The sequence below is a fragment of the Streptomyces sp. NBC_00306 genome, assembly GCF_036169555.1.
Lineage (GTDB): Bacteria > Actinomycetota > Actinomycetes > Streptomycetales > Streptomycetaceae > Streptomyces > Streptomyces achmelvichensis.
The window spans coordinates 3,561,977-3,581,066 of sequence record NZ_CP108032.1 but is presented as its reverse complement, the minus strand read 5'-3'; the positions used below and the strand labels follow the sequence as shown (position 1 = coordinate 3,581,066).

General features: G+C 71.9%; 16 protein-coding genes. 9 read left to right on the top strand and 7 right to left on the bottom strand.

Features of this window, described 5'->3' with window-relative positions; translation table 11 throughout:
• Positions 1–15: 15 nt before the first annotated feature.
• Positions 16–1,365: an MFS transporter gene (locus OHA05_RS15830; protein ID WP_413777761.1), complete on the top strand. Its 1,350-nt coding sequence runs from the start codon at positions 16–18 to the stop codon at positions 1,363–1,365.
• Here OHA05_RS15830 and OHA05_RS15825 read toward each other — a convergent pair.
• Complete coding sequence (locus OHA05_RS15825) at positions 1,355–1,945, bottom strand: flavin reductase family protein (RefSeq protein WP_313948966.1); 591 nt, start codon at positions 1,943–1,945, stop codon at positions 1,355–1,357. The genes OHA05_RS15830 and OHA05_RS15825 overlap by 11 nt on opposite strands.
• Before the next feature lie 868 nt (positions 1,946–2,813).
• Here OHA05_RS15825 and OHA05_RS15820 point away from each other — a divergent pair.
• On the top strand, positions 2,814–4,538 hold the full coding sequence (locus OHA05_RS15820) for an acyl-CoA dehydrogenase family protein (protein ID WP_328860967.1): 1,725 nt from the start codon (positions 2,814–2,816) through the stop codon (positions 4,536–4,538).
• A 79-nt stretch (positions 4,539–4,617) separates the two neighbouring features.
• Here the strand turns inward: OHA05_RS15820 and OHA05_RS15815 are convergent, their stop codons facing one another.
• From OHA05_RS15815 to OHA05_RS15805, 3 genes are all read right to left on the bottom strand, one after another.
• On the bottom strand, positions 4,618–5,340 hold the full coding sequence (locus OHA05_RS15815) for an enoyl-CoA hydratase/isomerase family protein (RefSeq protein ID WP_328863403.1): 723 nt from the start codon (positions 5,338–5,340) through the stop codon (positions 4,618–4,620).
• A gap of 65 nt (positions 5,341–5,405) precedes the next feature.
• A complete protein-coding gene (locus OHA05_RS15810; RefSeq protein ID WP_328860966.1) occupies positions 5,406–7,637 on the bottom strand; it encodes an acetate--CoA ligase family protein in 2,232 nt (743 codons plus the stop codon).
• 432 nt (positions 7,638–8,069) lie between these two features.
• Positions 8,070–9,221 (bottom strand): flavin-containing monooxygenase, encoded by a 1,152-nt coding sequence (locus OHA05_RS15805; RefSeq protein ID WP_328860965.1) that lies wholly within the window; start codon positions 9,219–9,221, stop codon positions 8,070–8,072.
• A gap of 177 nt (positions 9,222–9,398) precedes the next feature.
• On the opposite strand from OHA05_RS15805, the gene OHA05_RS15800 reads away from it, so the two are divergent.
• Both OHA05_RS15800 and OHA05_RS15795 read left to right on the top strand, forming a co-directional pair.
• Complete coding sequence (locus OHA05_RS15800; RefSeq protein ID WP_313945726.1) at positions 9,399–9,851, top strand: DoxX family protein; 453 nt, start codon at positions 9,399–9,401, stop codon at positions 9,849–9,851.
• Positions 9,848–10,258, top strand: a complete 411-nt coding sequence (locus tag OHA05_RS15795; protein ID WP_328860964.1) for a Zn-ribbon domain-containing OB-fold protein — start codon at positions 9,848–9,850, stop codon at positions 10,256–10,258. Before OHA05_RS15800 ends, OHA05_RS15795 begins: the two co-directional genes overlap by 4 nt.
• 70 nt (positions 10,259–10,328) lie before the next feature.
• On the opposite strand, the gene OHA05_RS15790 is transcribed toward OHA05_RS15795, so the two are convergent.
• Positions 10,329–10,997, bottom strand: a complete 669-nt coding sequence (locus OHA05_RS15790) for a pyridoxine/pyridoxamine 5'-phosphate oxidase (protein WP_328860963.1) — start codon at positions 10,995–10,997, stop codon at positions 10,329–10,331.
• Between the two features lie 63 nt (positions 10,998–11,060).
• On the opposite strand from OHA05_RS15790, the gene OHA05_RS15785 reads away from it, so the two are divergent.
• Positions 11,061–11,642: a TetR/AcrR family transcriptional regulator gene (locus tag OHA05_RS15785; RefSeq protein WP_313945729.1), complete on the top strand. Its 582-nt coding sequence runs from the start codon at positions 11,061–11,063 to the stop codon at positions 11,640–11,642.
• 32 nt (positions 11,643–11,674) lie between these two features.
• On the opposite strand, the gene OHA05_RS15780 is transcribed toward OHA05_RS15785, so the two are convergent.
• Positions 11,675–12,853, bottom strand: a complete 1,179-nt coding sequence (locus OHA05_RS15780) for a thiolase C-terminal domain-containing protein (RefSeq protein WP_328860962.1) — start codon at positions 12,851–12,853, stop codon at positions 11,675–11,677.
• Between the two features lie 115 nt (positions 12,854–12,968).
• On the opposite strand from OHA05_RS15780, the gene OHA05_RS15775 reads away from it, so the two are divergent.
• Entirely contained in the window at positions 12,969–14,162 is a 1,194-nt protein-coding gene (locus OHA05_RS15775; RefSeq protein ID WP_328860961.1) for an acyl-CoA dehydrogenase family protein, read from the top strand.
• A complete protein-coding gene (locus OHA05_RS15770) occupies positions 14,162–14,641 on the top strand; it encodes a nitroreductase family deazaflavin-dependent oxidoreductase (RefSeq protein WP_328860960.1) in 480 nt (159 codons plus the stop codon). Before OHA05_RS15775 ends, OHA05_RS15770 begins: the two co-directional genes overlap by 1 nt.
• Before the next feature lie 149 nt (positions 14,642–14,790).
• On the opposite strand, the gene OHA05_RS15765 is transcribed toward OHA05_RS15770, so the two are convergent.
• Positions 14,791–15,438: a TetR family transcriptional regulator gene (locus tag OHA05_RS15765; protein WP_313945733.1), complete on the bottom strand. Its 648-nt coding sequence runs from the start codon at positions 15,436–15,438 to the stop codon at positions 14,791–14,793.
• A gap of 244 nt (positions 15,439–15,682) precedes the next feature.
• Here OHA05_RS15765 and OHA05_RS15760 point away from each other — a divergent pair, with 244 nt between their 5' ends.
• Positions 15,683–16,519 carry a VOC family protein gene (locus OHA05_RS15760; protein ID WP_328860959.1) on the top strand — a complete coding sequence of 279 codons (837 nt, stop codon included), beginning with the start codon at positions 15,683–15,685 and terminating at the stop codon, positions 16,517–16,519.
• A 156-nt stretch (positions 16,520–16,675) separates the two neighbouring features.
• Positions 16,676–19,060, top strand: a complete 2,385-nt coding sequence (locus OHA05_RS15755) for an outer membrane protein assembly factor BamB family protein (protein ID WP_313945735.1) — start codon at positions 16,676–16,678, stop codon at positions 19,058–19,060.
• The last annotated feature ends 30 nt before the right edge of the window (positions 19,061–19,090 follow it).

The following is a 19,090-nucleotide window of genomic DNA, read 5'->3' as shown; positions in this document are numbered from 1 at the left end:
CGGGGTGGCCGTCGGATGCTGTACCGCGTGACGACCGAGACCTCCCCTCCGCCCGCCGGCCCCCGGCTGCTCCGGCCCCGCATCCACCGCGCATGGTTCGTGGCGGCCGTCACCTTTGTGACGATCATCGGCGCCGCGGCCTTCGCCTCCCTGCCGGGTCTGCTCATCGACCCGCTGCACGAGGAGTTCGACTGGTCGCGCGGCACGATCGGCTTCGCGGTCTCCGTCAACCTCGCCCTCTACGGGCTGACCGCGCCGTTCGCCGCCGCGCTGATGGACCGGTTCGGCATCCGCCGGGTGGTCGCGGTCGCCCTCACGGTGATCGCGGTCGGCTCCGGACTCACGGTCTTCATGACGACGTCGTGGCAGCTCATCCTCTTCTGGGGCGTCCTCGTCGGCCTCGGCAGCGGCTCGATGGCGCTGGCGTTCGCCGCGACGGTCACCAACCGCTGGTTCGTGAAGCGCCGGGGCCTGGTCACCGGCATCCTCACCGCGGCCGGCGCCTCCGGCCAGCTCGTCTTCCTTCCACTGCTGTCCTGGCTGGTGGAGCACCACGGCTGGCGCCCGGCCTCGGTCACCGTCGCGCTCTCGGCGCTCGCCGTGGTGCCGTTCGTCTGGCTGCTGCTGCGGGACCACCCGGCGGACGTGGGGACCTCGGCGTACGGCGCGGAGGGCTTCACGCCCAAGCCGGAGCCGGTACCGGGGGCGGCCCGCCGGGCGGTCACGGTGCTGTTCAAGGCGGCCCGCACGGGGCCGTTCTGGCTGCTGGCGGGGACCTTCGCGATCTGCGGTGCGTCCACGAACGGCCTGGTGAAAACCCACTTCGTGCCCGCGGCCCACGACCACGGCATGCCGATCACGGCCGCCGCGTCCCTGCTCGCGGTGATCGGGGTCTTCGACGTGGTCGGCACGATCGCCTCGGGCTGGTTCACGGACCGATTCGAGGCACGCCGACTGCTCGCGGTCTACTACGCGCTGCGGGGCGTGAGCCTGCTCTTCCTCCCGATGCTGCTCGCGCCCTCGGTCCAGCCGCCCATGCTGTTCTTCATCATCTTCTACGGCCTGGACTGGGTGGCGACGGTCCCGCCGACGATCGCGCTGTGCCGCGAGCACTACGGCGAGGACAGCGCCATCGTGTTCGGCTGGGTGCTCGCCTCGCACCAGGTGGGCGCGGCGGTCGTCGCCTTCGCCGGTGGTGTGGCGCGGGACGTCTTCGGCTCCTACGACGTGGTCTGGTACGCCTCGGGGGCACTGTGCGCGGCGGCCGCGCTGATGGCGCTGGTGATCCGGCGCAAGCCGCTGCCGGTGCTCACCGCGGTGTCCGTACCGGCGGAGAAGCCGGCGACGGACCAGGTCACGGGCTGAACCGGCCGAACCTCCCGCGGTGGAACAACAGCGGCGCGCCGTCCTCGGCCGCGCCGAGCGCCGCGATCCGTCCCACCACGATCAGGTGGTCGCCGCCGGTGTGCACGCTCTGCACGGTGCAGTCGACCCAGGCCGGCACCCCGTCCAGCAGCGGCGACCCGGTCACGGGAGCGGGCCGGTGCGCGACTCCGGCGAACTTGTCCGCCCCGCTCACGGCGAACCCGCGGCACAGAAGCCCCTGCTCCTCGCCGAGGATGTTGACGCAGAAGGCCCCGGCCCGGGCGATACGCGGCCAGGTGGTCGACGTCCGCCCGACCATGAAGACGACGAGCGGCGGATCGAGCGACAGCGAGGCGAACGACTGACAGGCGAACCCGGCGGGCCCGTCCTCGTCCCGCGTGGTGACGACGGTGACCCCGGTCGCGAAGTGCCCGAGCACCCGCCGGAACTCCCCGGGCTCGACGGCGAGCCGCTCGTCGTCCCGCACGGCGCGCAGATCGGGCCGCGGGAGGGCCTCGTACGGCTCGGTGGCTGTGGGCGCGCCGACGGACCGGAGAAAGCGGACGGCGGTGGCGGCCATGGCTGCGTGTCCCATCACGCCTCCATTGAACCTGACGCTCCGTCAGATGGGAACCCTGTCGCCGGTGAGGAAGTTTCGTGGGGCTGCGCCCCACGGCCCCCAGCTGCGGCAGCTTCGCGCCGCACCCCACCCCGGCCGCCCGAACCGGCTCGGGCTCACATGTACCCCGCACCGCCACCGGTCGTGTCCTCGACCGCCGGACCCGACGCCGGACAAGAACCCGGGCCGAACGCGCCTGTTCGGTGCGGGTGGAGAGGTGATCCTTTGGGGCTGCGCCCCACACGCCCAAGCTGCGGCAGCTTCGCGCCGCACCCCATCGGGCACCTCGAACCGGCTCGGGTTCGCATGCGCCCGCACCGCCACCGGTCGTGTCCTCGACCACCTGGGAGGGGGCGTGCAGGGTCGTCCCCGCAGGGGATCGGCGGCAAGACCCGGGTGCTCAATACAGAACGCTGTACGCCGCCGACCCCGAGGAGTCGAGCCCGGAGGGCCCCCGGACCCGCACCACACAAGACCCGAGGCCCAAGCGCCTCGCCCCGCCCCAGGGACCCGACGCCGGACAAGAACCCGCGCCCCAAGCGCCTCGCCCCGCCCCAGGGACCCGACGCCGGACAAGGACCCGCGCCCCAAGCGCTTCGCCCCGCCCCAGGGACCCGACGCCGGACAAGGACCCGCGCCCCAAGCGCTTCGCCCCGCCCCAGGGACCCGACGCCGCACAAGAACCCGCGCCCCAAGCCCCGCACCACACCGCACCCGCCCCAGGGACCCGCGTGAGCCGCCTCTCACCCCCGCGCCCCCGCTTGTCTGTGCAACGAGTTGCATAGAAGGATCGGGACACCCTCAGTCCCTGTCCCGGAAGGCGAATCCCATGGCCGACGCCCTGCTGTTCAACCCGCGCACCTACGACCCCGCGCACTTCGACCCCGAGACCCGCAGGCTCCTGCGCGCCACCGTCGACTGGTTCGAGGACCGTGGGAAGCGGCGGTTGATCGAGGACTACCGGTCCCGCGCCTGGCTCGCCGACTTCCTCGCCTTCTCCGCCAAGGAAGGGCTGTTCGCCACCTTCCTCACGCCGGAGTCCGCCGCCGGGCCCGGGCAGCAGGACCAGCGCTGGGACACCGCCCGGATCGCCGCGCTCAACGAGATCTTCGGGTTCTACGGGCTCGACTACTGGTACGCGTGGCAGGTGACCATCCTCGGTCTCGGCCCGGTCTGGCAGAGCGACAACGCCGCCGCCCGCACCCGCGCCGCCGAGCTGCTCTCCCAGGGCGAGGTGTTCGCCTTCGGCCTGTCCGAGCGGTCCCACGGCGCCGACATCTACTCCACCGACATGCTGCTGACGCCCGAGGGTGACGGCGGCTTCCGGGCCAGTGGCTCCAAGTACTACATCGGCAACGGCAACGCCGCCGGGCTCGTCTCCGTCTTCGGCCGCCGCACCGACGTCGAGGGCCCCGACGGGTACGTCTTCTTCGCCGCCGACAGCCGCCACCCGGCGTACCGGCTCGTCCAGAACGTCGTCGACTCCTCCAAGTACGTCAGCGAGTTCCGGCTGGAGGACTACCCGGTCGGCCCGGACGACGTCCTGCACACCGGACGTGCCGCGTTCGACGCCGCGCTCAACACCGTCAACGTCGGCAAGTTCAACCTGTGCACCGCCTCCATCGGCATCTGTGAGCACGCGATGTACGAGGCCGTCACCCACGCGCACAACCGCATCCTCTACGGCCGTCCCGTGACCGCCTTCCCGCACGTGCGCCGCGAGCTGGCCGACGCGTACGTCCGGCTCGTGGGCATGAAGCTGTTCAGCGACCGCGCCGTCGACTACTTCCGCTCCGCCGGCCCCGACGACCGCCGCTACCTGCTGTTCAATCCGATGACGAAGATGAAGGTGACCACGGAGGGCGAGAAGGTCATCGACCTGATGTGGGACGTCATCGCCGCCAAGGGCTTCGAGAAGGACACGTACTTCGCCCAGGCCGCCGTCGAGATCCGCGGGCTGCCCAAGCTGGAGGGCACGGTCCATGTCAACCTCGCGCTGATCCTCAAGTTCATGCGCAACCACCTGCTGGACCCGGCCGCGTACGAGCCCGTCCCGACCCGCCTCGACGCGGCCGACGACGCGTTCCTCTTCCGGCAGGGACCGGCCCGAGGGCTCGGCTCCGTCCGCTTCCATGACTGGCGCACCGCCTACGACGCCTACGCCGCCGTGCCGAACGTCGCCCGCTTCCGCGAACAGGCCGACGCGCTGTGCGAGTTCGTCGCGACCGCCGGCCCCGGCGAGGAGCAGAGCCGCGACCTCGACTTCCTGCTCGCGGTCGGCCAGTTGTTCGCGCTGGTCGTGCACGGACAGCTGATCCTGGAGCAGGCGCGTCTGACGGACGTGGACGAGGACGTGCTGGACGAGCTGTTCTCCGTGCTCGTACGGGACTTCTCCGCGCACGCCGTCGAGCTGCACGGCAAGGACTCCGCGACGCACGAGCAGCAGCAGTGGGCGATCGGCGCGGTCCGGCGTCCGGTGGTGGACGAGGCCCGCTCGGCGCGTGTCTGGGAGCGCGTGGAGGCCCTGGCGGGGTCGTACGAGATGGCGCCGTAGCGACGAGCCGCAGCGACGAAACCGCGGCGGCGCGGGGCGGGAGTACCGTGCGGGGGGACCCCCGCGCGGGGGTGCCGGGTCAGTACCCCCGGTACTCCGCCCCCCGCCGCTCCACGAAGCTCGCCACCCCTTCGTTCGCGTCCCGCGTCGTCATGTTGATCTCCTGCGCCGCCGCCTCCGCCGCGAACGCCGTCGCCCGGTCCGCGTCCAGCGACGCGTTCACCAGCTGCTTGGTGAGCGCGAGCGCCCGGGTCGGGCCCTGGGCGAGGCGTTCCGACCACGCGCGGGCCGTCTTCGTCAGGTCGTCGGCGGCGACCACCCGGTTGACCAGGCCCAGGCGTTCGGCCTCCTGCGCCGCAAGCGCGTCGCCGAAGAACATCAGCTCCTTCGCCCGCTGCGGGCCGATCAGCCTCGGCAGCAGATAGGCCCCGCCGCCGTCCGGAACCAGGCCCCGGCGGACGAACACCTCGATGAACGTGGCCCCTTCGGCCGCCAGCACCAGATCGCAGGCGAGCGCGAGGTGGGCGCCGAGGCCCGCCGCCGTGCCGTTGACCGCGGCGATCACCGGCTTCTCGCAGTCCAGCACGGACGCGATCAGACGCTGTGCCCCCAGCCGTATCGTCCGGGCCACGTCCCCGGCGATCCGGTCCCGGCCCGTCGACGGGGTGCCGCGCAGGTCCGCGCCCGCGCAGAAGCCCTTGCCGGTGCCGGTGAGGACGACCGCGCGGACCGCGGGGTCCTCGGACGCGGCGCCGAGCAGCTCGATGATCCGCTCCCGCTGGTCCCAGGTGACGGCGTTCATGGCCTCGGGACGGTTCAGCGTGATCCATGAGACGCCGTTGTCGACGGAGTGCAGCAGGGAGGCGTTCACCGGCACACCGCCAGCGCGTCCAGCGCCACCGCGCCCTGGCCACGGGGCAGCACCATCAGGGGGTTGATGTCGAGCTCGGAGAGTTCGTCGCCCAGTTCCAGCGCCATCCGCTGGACCCGCAGGACGACCTCCACCAGTGCGTCCACGTCGACCGGCGGGCCGCCGCGGATGCCTTCCAGCAGGGCGCGGCCGCGCAGTTCACCGAGCATGGCGCGCGCCTGGTCCTCGCCGAACGGCGGTACGCGGACCGCGACGTCCTGGAGGACCTCCACCAGTACGCCGCCGAACCCCACCGTCACCGTCGGCCCGAACAGCGCGTCCTGGGTGACGCCGACGACCATCTCCACGCCGCGCTCGACCATCTGGCACACCAGGATGCCGTCCAGGTCGACGCCCTCGTAGCGGGCGATGTCGGTCAGCTCGCGATACGTGTCCCGGACCTGGCTGGCGGACGTCAGTCCGACCTTGACCAGGCCCAGTTCGGTCTTGTGGGCCAGCTGTGTGCCGGACGCCTTCATGACGACGGGATAACCCACCAGCCCGGCCGCCCGGACCGCCGCGGCCGCGCTCGTCACCAGCTGCTCACGCGGCACGCGGATGCCGTACGCCCGCAGCAGCTGCTTCGCCGCGTGCTCGCTCAGCTGCTTGCCCGGCCGCATCAGTGCCTGGGCCTTGCGGAACGACGGGGACGGGGTGCGGGGCGCGTCGTCGAAGGGGGAGCGGTAGCCCGTGGTGAAGCGGTGGTGGTCCAGGAAGGCGCGGACCGCGGTGATGCAGTTCCCGAACGTACGGAAGGTGGCCACCCGCGAGGACCCGAGCAGCGTCTCGCGGTACGCCGCCTCCGTACCCACCGGCGACCCCCACACCACGCACACCAGCTTGTCGGTGGCTTCGGCCGCGTCCACCAGGTCCTGGGCGAGCCGGTCGCTCATCGGCGGGAACGGTCCGGTGATCGGGCAGATCAGCACCCCCACGGAGGGATCGGCCAGGATCGCGTCGATGATCTTCCGTCCGCGCCAGTCACCCACCGGATGACCGCCGTTGTCGACCGGGTTGGCGACGTTCAGATACTCGGGTATCCAGGTGTGCAGCTCGGCCTGCTTGGTCTCGGACAGCCGCGGCAGCCGCAGCCCCGCCGCACAGGCGAGGTCGGAGAAGTGCGCGCCGGTGCCGCCGGAGATCGAGTAGACGACCACGCCGTCGGCGGCGGGACGACGGGCGCGCGCCAACAGGGCGGCGGTGTCCTGGAGTTCGTCGAGACCGTCGACGCGGATCACCCCGAACTGCCGCATCGCCGCGTCCACCACCCGGTCCGCGCCGGTCAGTTTGCCGGTGTGGGAGGCGGCGGTCCGCGCCCCGGTCTCGGTGCGGCCGACCTTGACCGCGACGACGGGTACCCCGCGCCGGGCCGCCCGGTCGGCGGCGAGCAGAAAGGACCGTCCGTCCTTGAGCCCTTCGACGTAACAGGCGATGGCGCCGACCTCGGGGCGCTCGGCGAAGTAGGAGATGAAGTCCGCGGTCTCCAGGTCCGCCTCGTTGCCGGTGGGCGCCCAGTGGGAGAGCCGTACGCCCAGCTCCTGGAGGGTGAACACGGGCCGCCCCTGATGTCCCGACTGCGTGATCAGGGCGATCGCGGGGCCCGTCAGGTCGTCGCGGAACCGCTCGAAGGCGTTGAGGTTCGTGTTGGGTCCGAGCAGCCGCAGCCCGGCCCGTTCCACGGCCGCCGCCAACCTCGTCTGCGCCACCGCGCCGGCGTCTCCGGTCTCCGCGTATCCGGAGGCGAAGGCGACGGCGAACTTGACCTTGGCCTCGGCCAGTTCCTCGATCACCGGCAGCGGATCGCCGACGAGCAGCACCGCGAGGTCGACCTCCTCGGGGAGGTCGGCGACGGAGGGGGAGCAGCGCAGGCCGAAGACGTGTTCCCGGGTCGGATGCACGGGATAGAGCCGCGCGCCGACCCGCTCGGCCCAGTCGACGAGCTGCCGGGTGATGCCGGTGTTGGGCCGTCCCTCGCTGTCGGACGCGCCGACGACGGCGACGGACGACGGCCGGAAGAACCTGTCGAGATCCGGCACGGGTGCGTACAAGGGCCGTCCGCTGACGTCCATGGCGCCGTCGGTCGCGGTGATCGAGGCGGTGTCATGGACGGCCTGCCGGGGCTGTTCGCCGCAGGCCACCACTCGTGCGCGGAGGTCGGAGGTGAGGGTGCCGTGAGTTGATCCAAGCATCGCTGAGCCCCGCTCTGCTCGTTGCCACGTTAACTGACGCATAGTCAGATTACAGAACTGACTACCTGTCAGGAACAGTCGTGCAGGCAAAGGGTGAGGGGGCGCCCCACGGAACGGCTCCGCCGCACCCCGCGGCCCCCTGCTCGCCGGCCCGCGAGGCGGGTCCCTCCTCGGTGGCTGCCGCGCTCTCGCGGAGCAGGACCGCGGCGTCATCCCGGAGCCCGGAGCCCGGAGCCCGGAGCCCGGATCGGACCGGGTCGGTGGGTGGGAGCAGCGCGGGTGATCGCGCTCAGAGCGATGTCCCCGGGCGATCGGCCGGGCGGGATGCGGCCGTCGTCACCCGGTCCGGCGTGCCCCGCGCCCTGCCCGACCCGAAGGGCGGCGACCTGGCGGGCGGATATCGCCGGTCGCGGCACCAGCCCCGGACAGGGCCTAGCTCTTCGCCAGCGACCGCGCGATCTTCTGCGCGTCGATCGCCATCTCCCGGAACATCCCGCTGATCGGGTTCGTGAACCCGGTGAAGTAGAGCCCCGGCGCCTGCGGCAGTGTCCGGCCGCCATGGGTGAGCGGTCTGCCGCGCTCGTCCAGGACGCCGAGATGTCCGACGAGGCCCTCCAGTGCGCGGCGGTAGCCGGTGGCCGTGATCACCGTGTCCGGGGAGATGCGGGTGCCGTCCGCGAGGACCACCTTCTCCGCCTCGAACGAGTCGACGGCGGCGACCGGTTCGACCGTGCCCTTGCGTACCGCGTCGATCAGGCCCACGTCCTGGACCGGGATCGCGCCCTCCTTGACCCGTGAGTACAGGCCGGTGTCCGGGCGGGGGAGACCCTGGGCTTCGAGGTCGGGGACGGCGATACGGGACATCACCCTGCCCGCCCTGTCCACCAGACCCACGGGCAGCCTGCGCACGAGGATGCCGGTGCGCTGGGCCGGCCAGCCGGCGGTGGAGCGGCGGACGATGTGCGGGACCGTGCGGACGGCGAGGCGCACCCGGGCCGCGCCGCCCTCCGCCAGGTCGACCGCGATCTCCGCACCCGTATTGCCGACGCCGACGACGAGGACGTCCTTGCCGCGGTAGGGCTCGGCGTTGCGGTAGTCGCTCGCGTGCAGCAGTTCACCGGTGTACGCCTCGTGGCCCGGCCAGTCCGGTCGCCGCGGGGTGTGGTTGAAGCCGGTGGCCACGACCACCGCGCGTCCGGTGAGCCGGCGGCCGCCCGTGGCGTGCAGCACCCAGTCTGAGCCCGACGCCTCGATCCGGGAGACCTCGACCCCGGTCACGATCTCCAGCTCGTGGAACTCCGCGTACTTCTCCAGATAGCGGACCACGTTGTCGCGGGAGACCCAGCGGCCGAACGAGCGCGGCATGGCGAGCCCCGGCAGCCCGGACAGCTTGCGGGTGGTGTGCAGATGGAGCCGGTCGTAGTGGCGGCGCCACGAGGCCCCGACCGCGTCGGACTTCTCCAGCACCACGGCCCGTACGCCCCGTTCACGCAGCGCGGCGGCAGCGGCGAGACCGCCCGGACCGCCGCCGATGATGTAGGCGGGTCTGTCGTCCGTGCGGTCGATGTCCTTTTCGTCGGCCATATCGCCTGAGCGTAATCGCGCGTTCACTTGATGGGTCTCAGTCAAGACGGGAATCGGTTGCGAATTGATCACGCCCGCAGACCTCTTGCGCACGGGCAGTGACATCCGCTGAACTGACGTACCGTCAGAAATTCTGTGCGGAAGGCCTGGGGACCGCCCGGGGAGAAGGAGGTCCGGATGGAGACCGTCTGGCTCACCGGCGCAGAATGGCTCGCCGTTCTGCGCATCGGCCTCGGCCTGTGGTGGCTGGAGAGCTGGCGTCACAAGGACAAGAAGGGCTGGTTCGAGCGCGGCACCGGCATCGCGTGGGCGGCGGACGTGGCCGGCCGGCACCGCTGGCCCTTCGTGACAAAGGGCTTCCGTGCGGTGGTCGAACCCCGCCCGCGGGCGATGGCCTACCTCGTCGTCTACGCCGAACTCGCCCTCGGCCTCGGACTGGTCGTCGGCTTCCTGACCCCGGTCGCCCTCGTCGGCGGACTGCTGCTCAACCTGCTCTACCTGGTGCTGATGATCCACGACTGGGCCGAGCAGGGGCAGAACGCCATGATGGCGCTCATCTCCCTGGTCGCCCTGTTCGCCATGTCCTGGCAGACCTGGTCCCTCGACAGCGCGATCGGGCTCTTCCGATGACCGCGACCCCGGAGGCCGACGACTTCACCCGTCCGTTCTGGGAGGCGGCCGCCGAGGGCCGGCTGCTGATCCGCCGGTGCGGTGCCTGCGGCCGGGCGCATCACTACCCGCGGGAGTTCTGCCCGTTCTGCTGGAGCGAGGATGTCGTGTGGGAGCGGGCGTCCGGCCGCGCCACGCTCTACACCTGGTCGGTCGTGCACCGCAACGATCTGCCGCCCTTCGGCGACCGGGTGCCGTACACCGCGGCCGTCGTCGACCTGGCCGAGGGGCCGCGCATGATGACCGAAGTCGTCGGCTGCCCGCAGGAGTCGCTGCGCATCGGCATGCCACTGCGGGCCGCCTTCCGGGCCGACGGCGAGCTCGCCGTCCCCGTGTTCCGTCCGGAGGCGCCGGCGCCTTCCCCCTGATCGCCGCCGGTGCCTCCGTCGCGATCCATCCGATCCGTCCGAGCCGTCCGAACCATGCGATCCGTCCCGGTCAGGGCCAGAGCAGTTCGGTCCGCCATCGCTCCTGGGTCCGGCGGTAGCGCAGCCGTACGTGCTGCCGCTCTCCGTCGCCCTGGAAGAACTCGACCTCCTCGGGGGCGAGTACATAGCGCGTCCAGGTCGGCACGGGTGTCTCCGGCTCCGCCTGCGCACGTTCCCACGCGGCCCGCGAGGCGTCCGCCAACTCCTCCCGCGAGGCGAGGACTTCGCTCTGCCGGCCGGTGAGCGCCGCCGCCAGCGCGCCGGTCGAGCGCGCGTGCAAAGAGGCCTGGCTCTCCGCCGAACCGGCCGCGGAGACCCGGCCGCGGACCCGGACCTGCCGGCCCTGTGTGGCCCAGTAGAAGCCGAGCGCCGCGTCCGGGTGCGTGGTCAGCTGCCGCCCTTTCGCGCTGGTGGCGTGCGAGGCGAAGTGCCAGCCCCGCTCGTCCGCGTCGTGCAGCATCAGCGTGCGTACGTCCGGGCGCCCCTGGTCGTCCACCGTGGCCAGTGACATGGTGTGCGGCTCGGTCTGTCCGGCCGCCACCGCCTCGCCGAACCACCGGTGGAAGAGCGGGAGGGGCGCCGCGGGCGCGTCCGCGGCGTCGAAGGCCGGAAGGGTGATGTCCCAGACCCGCTGCGCATGGAGGAGAGCGCGGAAGGTCGCCTGCTGGTCGTTGCCCATGGCGGCAAAGTACTACACTCGCAGTGGTATCGCTGGCGGACGGGGTGAGCGGAAGGATCGCGGATGAGGCAGAACCTGGCCCGGCGCGCGGCGCTGGTGGACGCCGCCATCGAGGTGCTGGCCCGGGACGGCGCACGGGGACTGACCTTCCGGGCCGTGGACGCCGAGGCGGACGTGCCCAAGGGCACCGCGTCCAACTACTTCGGCAACCGCGACGACCTGCTCAACCAGGCCGGCGGCCGTATCTACGAGCGCATGCGTCCCGACGACGCCACGATGGAGGCCATGCTCACCGGCCCCACCACCCGCGACCGTACGGCGGAACTGGTGCGCGAGGTCGTGGAGCGGGTCGCCGCCTTCCGTACCGGCTACCTCGCCCTGCTGGAACTGCGTCTGGAGGCCACCCGCAGGCCGGAGTTGCGCGCGGTGCTGACCGCACGGGTCAGCGAGGACGTCGAGGCCAATGTCCAGCACCACCTCGCCTCGGGCCTGCCCGGCGACGCCGATGCCGTCAGGATGATCTATCTCGCCACCAACTGGCTGGTGGTGGAGCGGCTCACGCTGCCCGACGTGTTTCCCGAGAAGCAGGCGGGCGATCTGATCACGCAGCTCGTCGAGCGGCTGCTCCCGCCGGACGCGGCCTGACCCGCACAGGCCGGTCGTGGGTGCGCGCCGGGTCAGTCCCGGCCGAGCACCACCGTTCCCGACGAGCAGAACCAGCCGCCCGTCCCCGAGGCCACGGCCAGCCGCGGCGGGCCGCCGTCCGGAAGGTGGACCTGGTGTCCGCCGGCCTCGCCGCGCAGTTGCCGTACGGCCTCCACCAGCAGGAACAGCCCGCGCATCCCCGGATGGCAGGCCGAGAGGCCGCCGCCGTCGGTGTTCACCGGGAGTTCGCCGGTGCGGCTGATGCGGCCCTTCTCGACGAACGGGCCGCCCTCGCCCTTGGCGCAGAAGCCGAGGTCCTCCAGGGTCACGAGCGTCATGTACGTGAAGGCGTCGTAGATCTCGGCGATGTCCATCTCGGCCGGGGTGAGTCCCGCGCGCTCGAAGGCGAGCCGGCCCGAGACGGCGGCGGGGGAGACGGTGAAGTCGTCCCACTCCGACATCGTGGCGTGCGAGACGTGTTCGCCGGTGCCGAGGATCCACACCGGGGTGCTCGCGGTGTCCGCCACGTACTCCTCGGCCGCCAGCAGCACCGCGCAGCCGCCGTCGCTGCGGATGCAGCAGTGCAGTTTGGTGAACGGGTCGGCGACCAGCGGACCGTCGAGCACGTCGTCCACGGTGATCGGTTCGCGGAACATGGCCTCCGGATTGGCGGCGGCGTTCGCCCGCGCCTGGACGGCCACCGAGGCCAGCTGCTCCAGGGTCGTGCCGTACTCGTGCATGTGGCGGCGGGCGGCCATCGCGTACTTGGCGATGAGCGTGTGTCCGTACGGGACTTCGAACTGGAGCGGGCCCCGGCCGCCGAAGGACAGACCGGCGGTGCGCCGGCCGGCTCTGATGTCGGCCCGGGCGGTCGAACCGTAGACCAGCAGAACGGCGTCGGCGTGCCCGGCGGCGATCGCGTCGGCGGCATGGGCCGCCATGACCTCCCAGGTGGCGCCGCCCACGGAGGTCGAGTCCACCCAGCGCGGCCGCAGGCCCAGATACTCGGCGACCTCGATGGGGGCGAGTGTGCCGAGGCCGGCCGAGGCGAAGCCGTCGATGCTCTCGCGTGCGAGGCCCGAGTCGGCAAGCGCCCGGCGGGCCGCCAGGGCGTGGAGGGCGTAGGGCGTGGGGCCGTCGACGCGGCCGCAGTCCGAGAGGGATATGCCGACGATGGCGACCTTGCGTGCGGCGCGCGATGAGGAAGGCATGAATCTGACGGTACATCAGATTCCTCTCGTGGAGGGATGTGCTCGTCGCGCACGGGACTGTGCATCTGGCGGGCCCACCCCTAACATGACGACACGTCAGACAGGGAGGGCTGCCATGGACACCGCCGCCACCGCGGAGCAGGACGACATCCGCCGTACCCTGCGTGAGCTGCTCGCCGAACGCGCCGGCCCCGACGAGGTCAGGGCCGCCGTCGGGACCGCGGACGGGCACGACCCGGCGCTGTGGTCGCGGCTCTCCCGGCAGCTCGGACTGCCGGGTCTCGCGCTGCCGGCTTCGTACGGAGGCGTGGGCTGCGGCCTCGCCGAACTCGCCGTCGCCTTCGAGGAGACCGGACGGGCCCTGCTGCCCTCACCGCTGCTCGCCACCTCGGGCCTCGCCGCCCCCCTGATCGCCGTGCTCGGCACGCCCGCGCAACGGGACGAACTCCTTCCGCGGATCGCCGACGGTTCGCTGACCTGCGCCCTCGCCGTGTCCGGTGGGAGCCTCGCCGTCGCACTCGGACTCGTCGGGGACAACGCGACGGGGGAGTGGGCGGGCGGCGGCCGGGCCGGCGGGGTGCAGGCGCGGTCCACGGCGGACGGCGGCCCGCTCCTCTACGGGGAGGCCCGCCAGGTGCTCGACGGGCACAGCGTCCCCCTGCTGCTCGTGGCCGCCCACACGGGAGGCTTCCCGCGCAGCCGGACCCTGCTCTTCCTGGTCCGGGCGGACGCCGAAGGGCTGACGCGGGTACGGCAGACCTCGCTCGACGAGACCCGGCCGCAGGCCCGCGTCGAGCTGCGCGACTGCCCGGCCGAGCTGCTGGGGGACGACGACACGGCCGACGTGACCGGAGCCCTCGCCGCAGTCGGCGAGGGGGCGGCGGCGCTGCTCGCCGCGGAGGCGGTGGGCGCGGCGGCGAGTGCGCTCGACCGCACTGTGGAGTATGTGCGCGGCCGGGAGCAGTTCGGCCGGCCGATCGGCTCCTTCCAGGCGGTGAAACACCGGCTGGCCGATCAGTACGTACGGGTGCAGGCGGCCCGCTCGGCGGCCTACTACGCGGCCCGGCACCCGGCCGAGGGCGGGCTGGCGCTCGCCCAGTGCCTGGAAGCCCTGCGCGAGGTCACGGCCGAGGCCGTCCAGCTGCACGGCGGTCTCGGGTTCACCTGGGAACACGAAGCACACCTCTACTTCAAGCGGGCCGCGTCCGACGAACTGCTCTTCGGTCCGGTGCACCGGCTGCGGGCCCACGCCGCCGAGACCGCGGACCTGTTCGCGGGCCGCACGGCACGGACGGCGGTGGCGGTCTGATGGCGAAGACCCCGGCAGGTGTGCGGCTGGTCCGGAAGGTGTCGTCGACCCGGCTCTTCGCCAAGGTCGCGCCGCATGTCATCCCGGCGATGGACCGTGCGGTGCACCGGCTGACGCGGGGAAAAGTGCTGCTCAGCGCCCAGATGCTGCCCGGAGTGATTCTCACGGCCCGGGGAGCGCGGACGGGCCGGCCGCGGGTGACGCCGCTGGCGTGCATGCCGGAGGAGTCGGGCGACTGGATTCTGATCGGCTCCAACTTCGGCCGTGAGGGGCATCCGGCCTGGACGGCGAACCTGCTGAAGCATCCCGAGGCAGAGGTGAGCTGGAAGGGCGAGGACATCGCCGTACGCGCGAGCCTGCTGGAGGGCGAGGAGCGGGAGCGGGTGTGGAAGGAGGCGCTGCGGTTCTGGCCGCCGTATGCCACCTACCAGTCGAGGATCACGCGTCAGATCCGGCTGTTCCGCCTCACGCGGCGCTGACGAAGCTCGCCGTGCGACGCAAACGATGCATGCCATAGGGCCCTGAGAGCCTGGGAGTTGCGGTCACGAGGGACAAGAGCGCCGACGGCGGTCACCCGGGAAGGGACCGCCGTCGGCGTGACAGGACCTGTGGGATGGGACGTGAACGCCTACCGCGTCGGCTTCTTGCCCGTGATGCCCAGGTGCACCAACAGCGACAGATTCGGCTTCAGTTCGGACTGCTTCACACCCCAGGTGGTGAACCCCTTCTGGTGCGAGGCCACCGCCGCCAGCATCGCCACCAGGGAGCCCGCCACTGCGGCGGGGCTCACGTCCTTGTCGACCTTGCCCTTGGACTGCAGGTCCTTCACCGCGTCCGTAAGGGAGTTGGTGACCGAGTTGAGGATCTTCATGCGGATCTTGTAGAACCGCTTGTCGCCCTCCGCGGCGCCGAGGTCGACCACCCGGAGGATCGCGTCATGGCGTCGCCAGAAGTCGAGGAATCCCTCGACGAGTTCCTCCGACGCCTGCCAGGCGGCCTTTCCGACCCAGGTGCGGCCGGAGACCAGTTCGGTCAACCCGGTGCCCTCCTTGGCCATTTCCTCGGCGAGTTCGAGGACGGCGCCCTCGACGTCGGGGAAGTACTGGTAGAAGGTCGCGGGGGAAGTGCCCGCCTTCCGGGCCACGTCGATGACTTTGACGTCCCGGTACGGCGAGGAGCTGAGCATCTCGCTGAGGCAGTCGAGCAGCTTCTGCCGCGTCGCCTGTCCGCGTCGTCCGGCCACTCGGCCGTCGACGGTGCGTACTTGTCCTGTCATGCCGTCAGCTTACCGAGGGGTGATCGGCGCGCGATTCGGCCGACTGCAAATGGGGTGCGGCAATAGTCTTATCAACAGCCTGTGGACAACTTTCGTGGACAACTCAACAATTCCGGGTCCTTTACGAAGCCCGATGACCGTATTAGGTCATATGTTCGGGTGAGTCCCTGTGTGCCCGCTGTCGCCCGCTCTGCTGCGACGTTAGCTTGAAGGTGATGGGCATCACACGGAAGGAACGACGTCCATGGCCGCATTCCCCGAGGGCACACCGTGCTGGGCGGACGCAGCGCTTCCCGACGTCGAGGCAGGCAAGCGCTTCTACGGCGAACTGTTCGGCTGGACCTTCGCGCCCGGGGAGGGCGCGCAGACCGACGCCTTCAGCGACGGAAAGCTCGTCGCCGCCCTCACGCCCAAGGGCGACGGCCGGATGCCCACCGTCTGGGGCGTCTACTTCGCCACCCCCGACGCCTATCTGCTCGCCGGACGCATCACCGACGCGGGCGGCCACGTGATCGTGCCCCCGCAGCAGATGGGGACCACCGGCATCGTTGCGGTCGCCGCGGACCCGGGCGGCGCCGTCTTCGGCCTCTGGCAGGCGGCCGAACGGGCGGGATTCGAGGAACAGGGCACGCCCGGCTCGTACTGCTGGACCGAGGTCTACGCCCGCGACAAGGAACGTGCCGACGCCTTCTACGAGACGGTCTTCGGCTTCTCCGGGACGGACCTCGAGGACGGCTCGGTCGACTTCCGGCTGTGGTCACCGCGGGGCGCGGAGCCGGGCCCGGACACCGCCATCGGTGGCCGCAGTGTGATCACCGGCGCATTTCCCGCCGAGATGCCGGACCATTTCCTCATCTATTTCTGCGTCGAGGACTGTGACGCCGCGGCCGAGACGGTCACCGCTCTCGGCGGCCGCGTCCAGGCGCCTCCGTTCGACATTCCCTATGGGCGAATCGCCGTACTCACCGACAATCAGGGCGCCACTTTTGCCGTACTGGCCGAACCCGCGGACGAGAACACCCCCGAAGAGGGGGCAGAAGGTACCGATCCGACCCCGGCTCCCGTGCCCGAATCCGGGTGAGACACCCCGATCCGCCCCCGGGTTCGCAACCGCCGCCTCCGACAGGAAGAATCAGGGTGCGCACCGCTGAGGGTCTCGGTGGTGAGACGCTGCACGGGGCTGTATGGAACGGGCCCATTTCGATCTGGGGCCCGTACGGGGAGGTGGCAGGCAGGTATGGAGCAGCTGACGCAGCATGACCCGAGACGGATCGGTCCGTTCGAGGTGCTGGGGCGGCTCGGAGCCGGCGGCATGGGACTGGTCTATCTCGCACGGTCGGCGTCCGGCCGCCGGGTGGCGATCAAGACCGTGCGCACCGAGCTCGCCGAGGACCAGCTGTTCCGTGTCCGCTTCACCCGCGAGGTGGAGGCCGCCCGTGCGGTGAGCGGGTTCTACACCGCCGCCGTGGTGGACGCCGACCCGCGCGCGGCGGTGCCGTGGCTGGCCACCGCCTATGTGCCCGCCCCCTCGCTCGAGGAAATAGTGAATGAGTGCGGGCCGATGCCGGCCCAGGCCGTCCGCTGGCTCGCGGCGGGCATCGCCGAGGCGCTCCAGTCGATCCATGGCGCGGGGCTCGTCCACCGCGACCTCAAGCCGTCGAACGTGCTCGTCGTGGAGGACGGCCCGAGGGTGATCGACTTCGGTATCGCGTCCGGCGTCTCCAACACCCGGCTGACGATGACCAACGTCGCCGTGGGCACCCCCGCGTACATGTCGCCCGAGCAGGCCCGTGACTCACGCAGCGTGACCGGGGCCAGCGATGTCTTCTCGCTCGGCTCCACCCTTGTTTTCGCTGCGACCGGTCATGCGCCCTTCCACGGCGCCAACCCGGTCGAGACCGTCTTCATGCTGCTGCGCGAGGGCCCCGATCTGGAGGGGCTGCCGGACGAGCTGCGGCCGCTCATCGAGTCCTGCATGCAGATGGAGGCCACGCGGCGGCCGACGCCCGAGGATCTGCAGGCCCAGCTCGCACCGCATCTGTTCTCCTCCGGCAGCGACGACAGCGGCACCGCGTCGGCCTGGCTGCCGACGCGCGCCACCGCGATGATCGAGCTGCGCCGCGGCGGCGGCCGGACCGCCCCCGCCCAGCGCCAGGAGCCCACCCCGCCCCCGCCGCAGCCGCAGGCACCGCCGAGAAGGCCGAACGCCGACTGGGACCCGCCCCGCCACGGCGGCGGCGACCCGCGGACCGACCATGCACCAGTCGGCGCCGCCGCGTCGGCCGGGGCGATCAGGCTGCCGGGCGCCAAGGTGCCGATCGGCCCCGGGCCCCGGGTCGCCGAGGCGGGCCGCGGTCCCGTCGCCGACGCGGGTCCCGCCACCGGCTGGGTCCGCCCGCCGGCGGGCCTGAACGGTTCCGAGGCCGCGACCAGTGCCGTCCCGACCGCGCCGCCCGTGCCCCCGCCCTCCTCGCCCCCGGACGGCCCCGCGCACTGGCGGCCGTGGCGTTTCCGGATGTCGAACGACGTCTGGGGCACCCCGGTGGTCGACGGCGATCTGCTCTACGTGACCTCCTTCGAGGTGCATGCACTGGACGTGGCCAGCGGCCGCCGCCAGTTCAAGACCCGTGACGTGGCCTGGGCGATGGCCGTCGCGGGCGGCCGCATCCACGCGTCCGACGGCCCCACGCTGTACGCGCTCGACTCGACGACCGGCCAGGAGCGCTGGCGACTGCAGACCGATGCCTGGGTGTACTCCCTCAAGGTCGACCGCGGCACCGTCCTCACCGGGACGCGCGGCGGCGGGGTCCAGGCGTGGGAGGCGTCCAACGGCGAGAAGCTGTGGGAGCTGACCGGCGCCCAGACGGACTTCGAGACGCCCGAGGCCGGGCCCGCGATCTTCGACGACACCGTGTACGTGTGGAAGGACGCCCGTCTGCGGGCGGTCGAGACCCGTACCGGCGTGGAGCGCTGGTCCTACCCCGTCGGGGACGCGGCCTCGTGCGGCAATGTGCCCGTCCGGGTGCAGCCCGCGCCGGACGGGCACGTCTATGTCGCCGCCGGCACCCGCGTCCTGGCTATCGACATCGCGAGCGGTCTGGTGCGCTGGCACTTCGAGTCACCGGCGGTCTTCCTGTCGGCGCCGGCGTTCGCGCCGGGGCCCGCGGTGACCGGTGGCGGTGTGTATCTCGCCGACTATCTCGGCACGGTGTACGCCCTGGACGCGATCACCGGCAAGGACCGCTGGCGCATCGCCACCGAGTCGCGCCAGTCCATCGAGCCGGTGCTGGTGGCGGGCGGCAATGTGCACGTCGGCAGCGGCAGCGCGCTCTACACCCTGGACGCGGTGACCGGCACGCCGATGTGGCGCTTCGCGGCGGGCGGCGAGGTCATCGGCGCCCCCGTCGTCGCCGACGGCCGTGTCCACTTCGGCTCGGCGGACCATGTGCTCTACACCCTGGACGCGAGCGGCGGCCAGTTGCGCTGGAAGCTGGCCACGGGCGGCGAGATCACGGGTTCACCGGTGGCGCGCGGCGGCGTCGTCTACGCCTGCAGCAAGGACCGCTGCGTCTACGCCCTGGACGCGATCAAGGGCACCGCGACGGGCCGCGGGGGCCGCTGACCCCGGGCCCGCGGGACCGAATGGCGCAGC

What these genes read in the sequence shown, in the direction of transcription:
- OHA05_RS15830 (WP_413777761.1), top strand. Translation starts at nt 16, where the DNA reads ATGCTGTACCGCGTGACGACCGAGACCTCCCCTCCGCCCGCCGGCCCC.
- OHA05_RS15825 (WP_313948966.1), bottom strand. Translation starts at nt 1,945, where the DNA reads ATGGCCGCCACCGCCGTCCGCTTTCTCCGGTCCGTCGGCGCGCCCACA.
- OHA05_RS15820 (WP_328860967.1), top strand. Translation starts at nt 2,814, where the DNA reads ATGGCCGACGCCCTGCTGTTCAACCCGCGCACCTACGACCCCGCGCAC.
- OHA05_RS15815 (WP_328863403.1), bottom strand. Translation starts at nt 5,340, where the DNA reads ATGAACGCCGTCACCTGGGACCAGCGGGAGCGGATCATCGAGCTGCTC.
- OHA05_RS15810 (WP_328860966.1), bottom strand. Translation starts at nt 7,637, where the DNA reads ATGCTTGGATCAACTCACGGCACCCTCACCTCCGACCTCCGCGCACGA.
- OHA05_RS15805 (WP_328860965.1), bottom strand. Translation starts at nt 9,221, where the DNA reads ATGGCCGACGAAAAGGACATCGACCGCACGGACGACAGACCCGCCTAC.
- OHA05_RS15800 (WP_313945726.1), top strand. Translation starts at nt 9,399, where the DNA reads ATGGAGACCGTCTGGCTCACCGGCGCAGAATGGCTCGCCGTTCTGCGC.
- OHA05_RS15795 (WP_328860964.1), top strand. Translation starts at nt 9,848, where the DNA reads ATGACCGCGACCCCGGAGGCCGACGACTTCACCCGTCCGTTCTGGGAG.
- OHA05_RS15790 (WP_328860963.1), bottom strand. Translation starts at nt 10,997, where the DNA reads ATGGGCAACGACCAGCAGGCGACCTTCCGCGCTCTCCTCCATGCGCAG.
- OHA05_RS15785 (WP_313945729.1), top strand. Translation starts at nt 11,061, where the DNA reads ATGAGGCAGAACCTGGCCCGGCGCGCGGCGCTGGTGGACGCCGCCATC.
- OHA05_RS15780 (WP_328860962.1), bottom strand. Translation starts at nt 12,853, where the DNA reads ATGCCTTCCTCATCGCGCGCCGCACGCAAGGTCGCCATCGTCGGCATA.
- OHA05_RS15775 (WP_328860961.1), top strand. Translation starts at nt 12,969, where the DNA reads ATGGACACCGCCGCCACCGCGGAGCAGGACGACATCCGCCGTACCCTG.
- OHA05_RS15770 (WP_328860960.1), top strand. Translation starts at nt 14,162, where the DNA reads ATGGCGAAGACCCCGGCAGGTGTGCGGCTGGTCCGGAAGGTGTCGTCG.
- OHA05_RS15765 (WP_313945733.1), bottom strand. Translation starts at nt 15,438, where the DNA reads ATGACAGGACAAGTACGCACCGTCGACGGCCGAGTGGCCGGACGACGC.
- OHA05_RS15760 (WP_328860959.1), top strand. Translation starts at nt 15,683, where the DNA reads ATGGCCGCATTCCCCGAGGGCACACCGTGCTGGGCGGACGCAGCGCTT.
- OHA05_RS15755 (WP_313945735.1), top strand. Translation starts at nt 16,676, where the DNA reads ATGGAGCAGCTGACGCAGCATGACCCGAGACGGATCGGTCCGTTCGAG.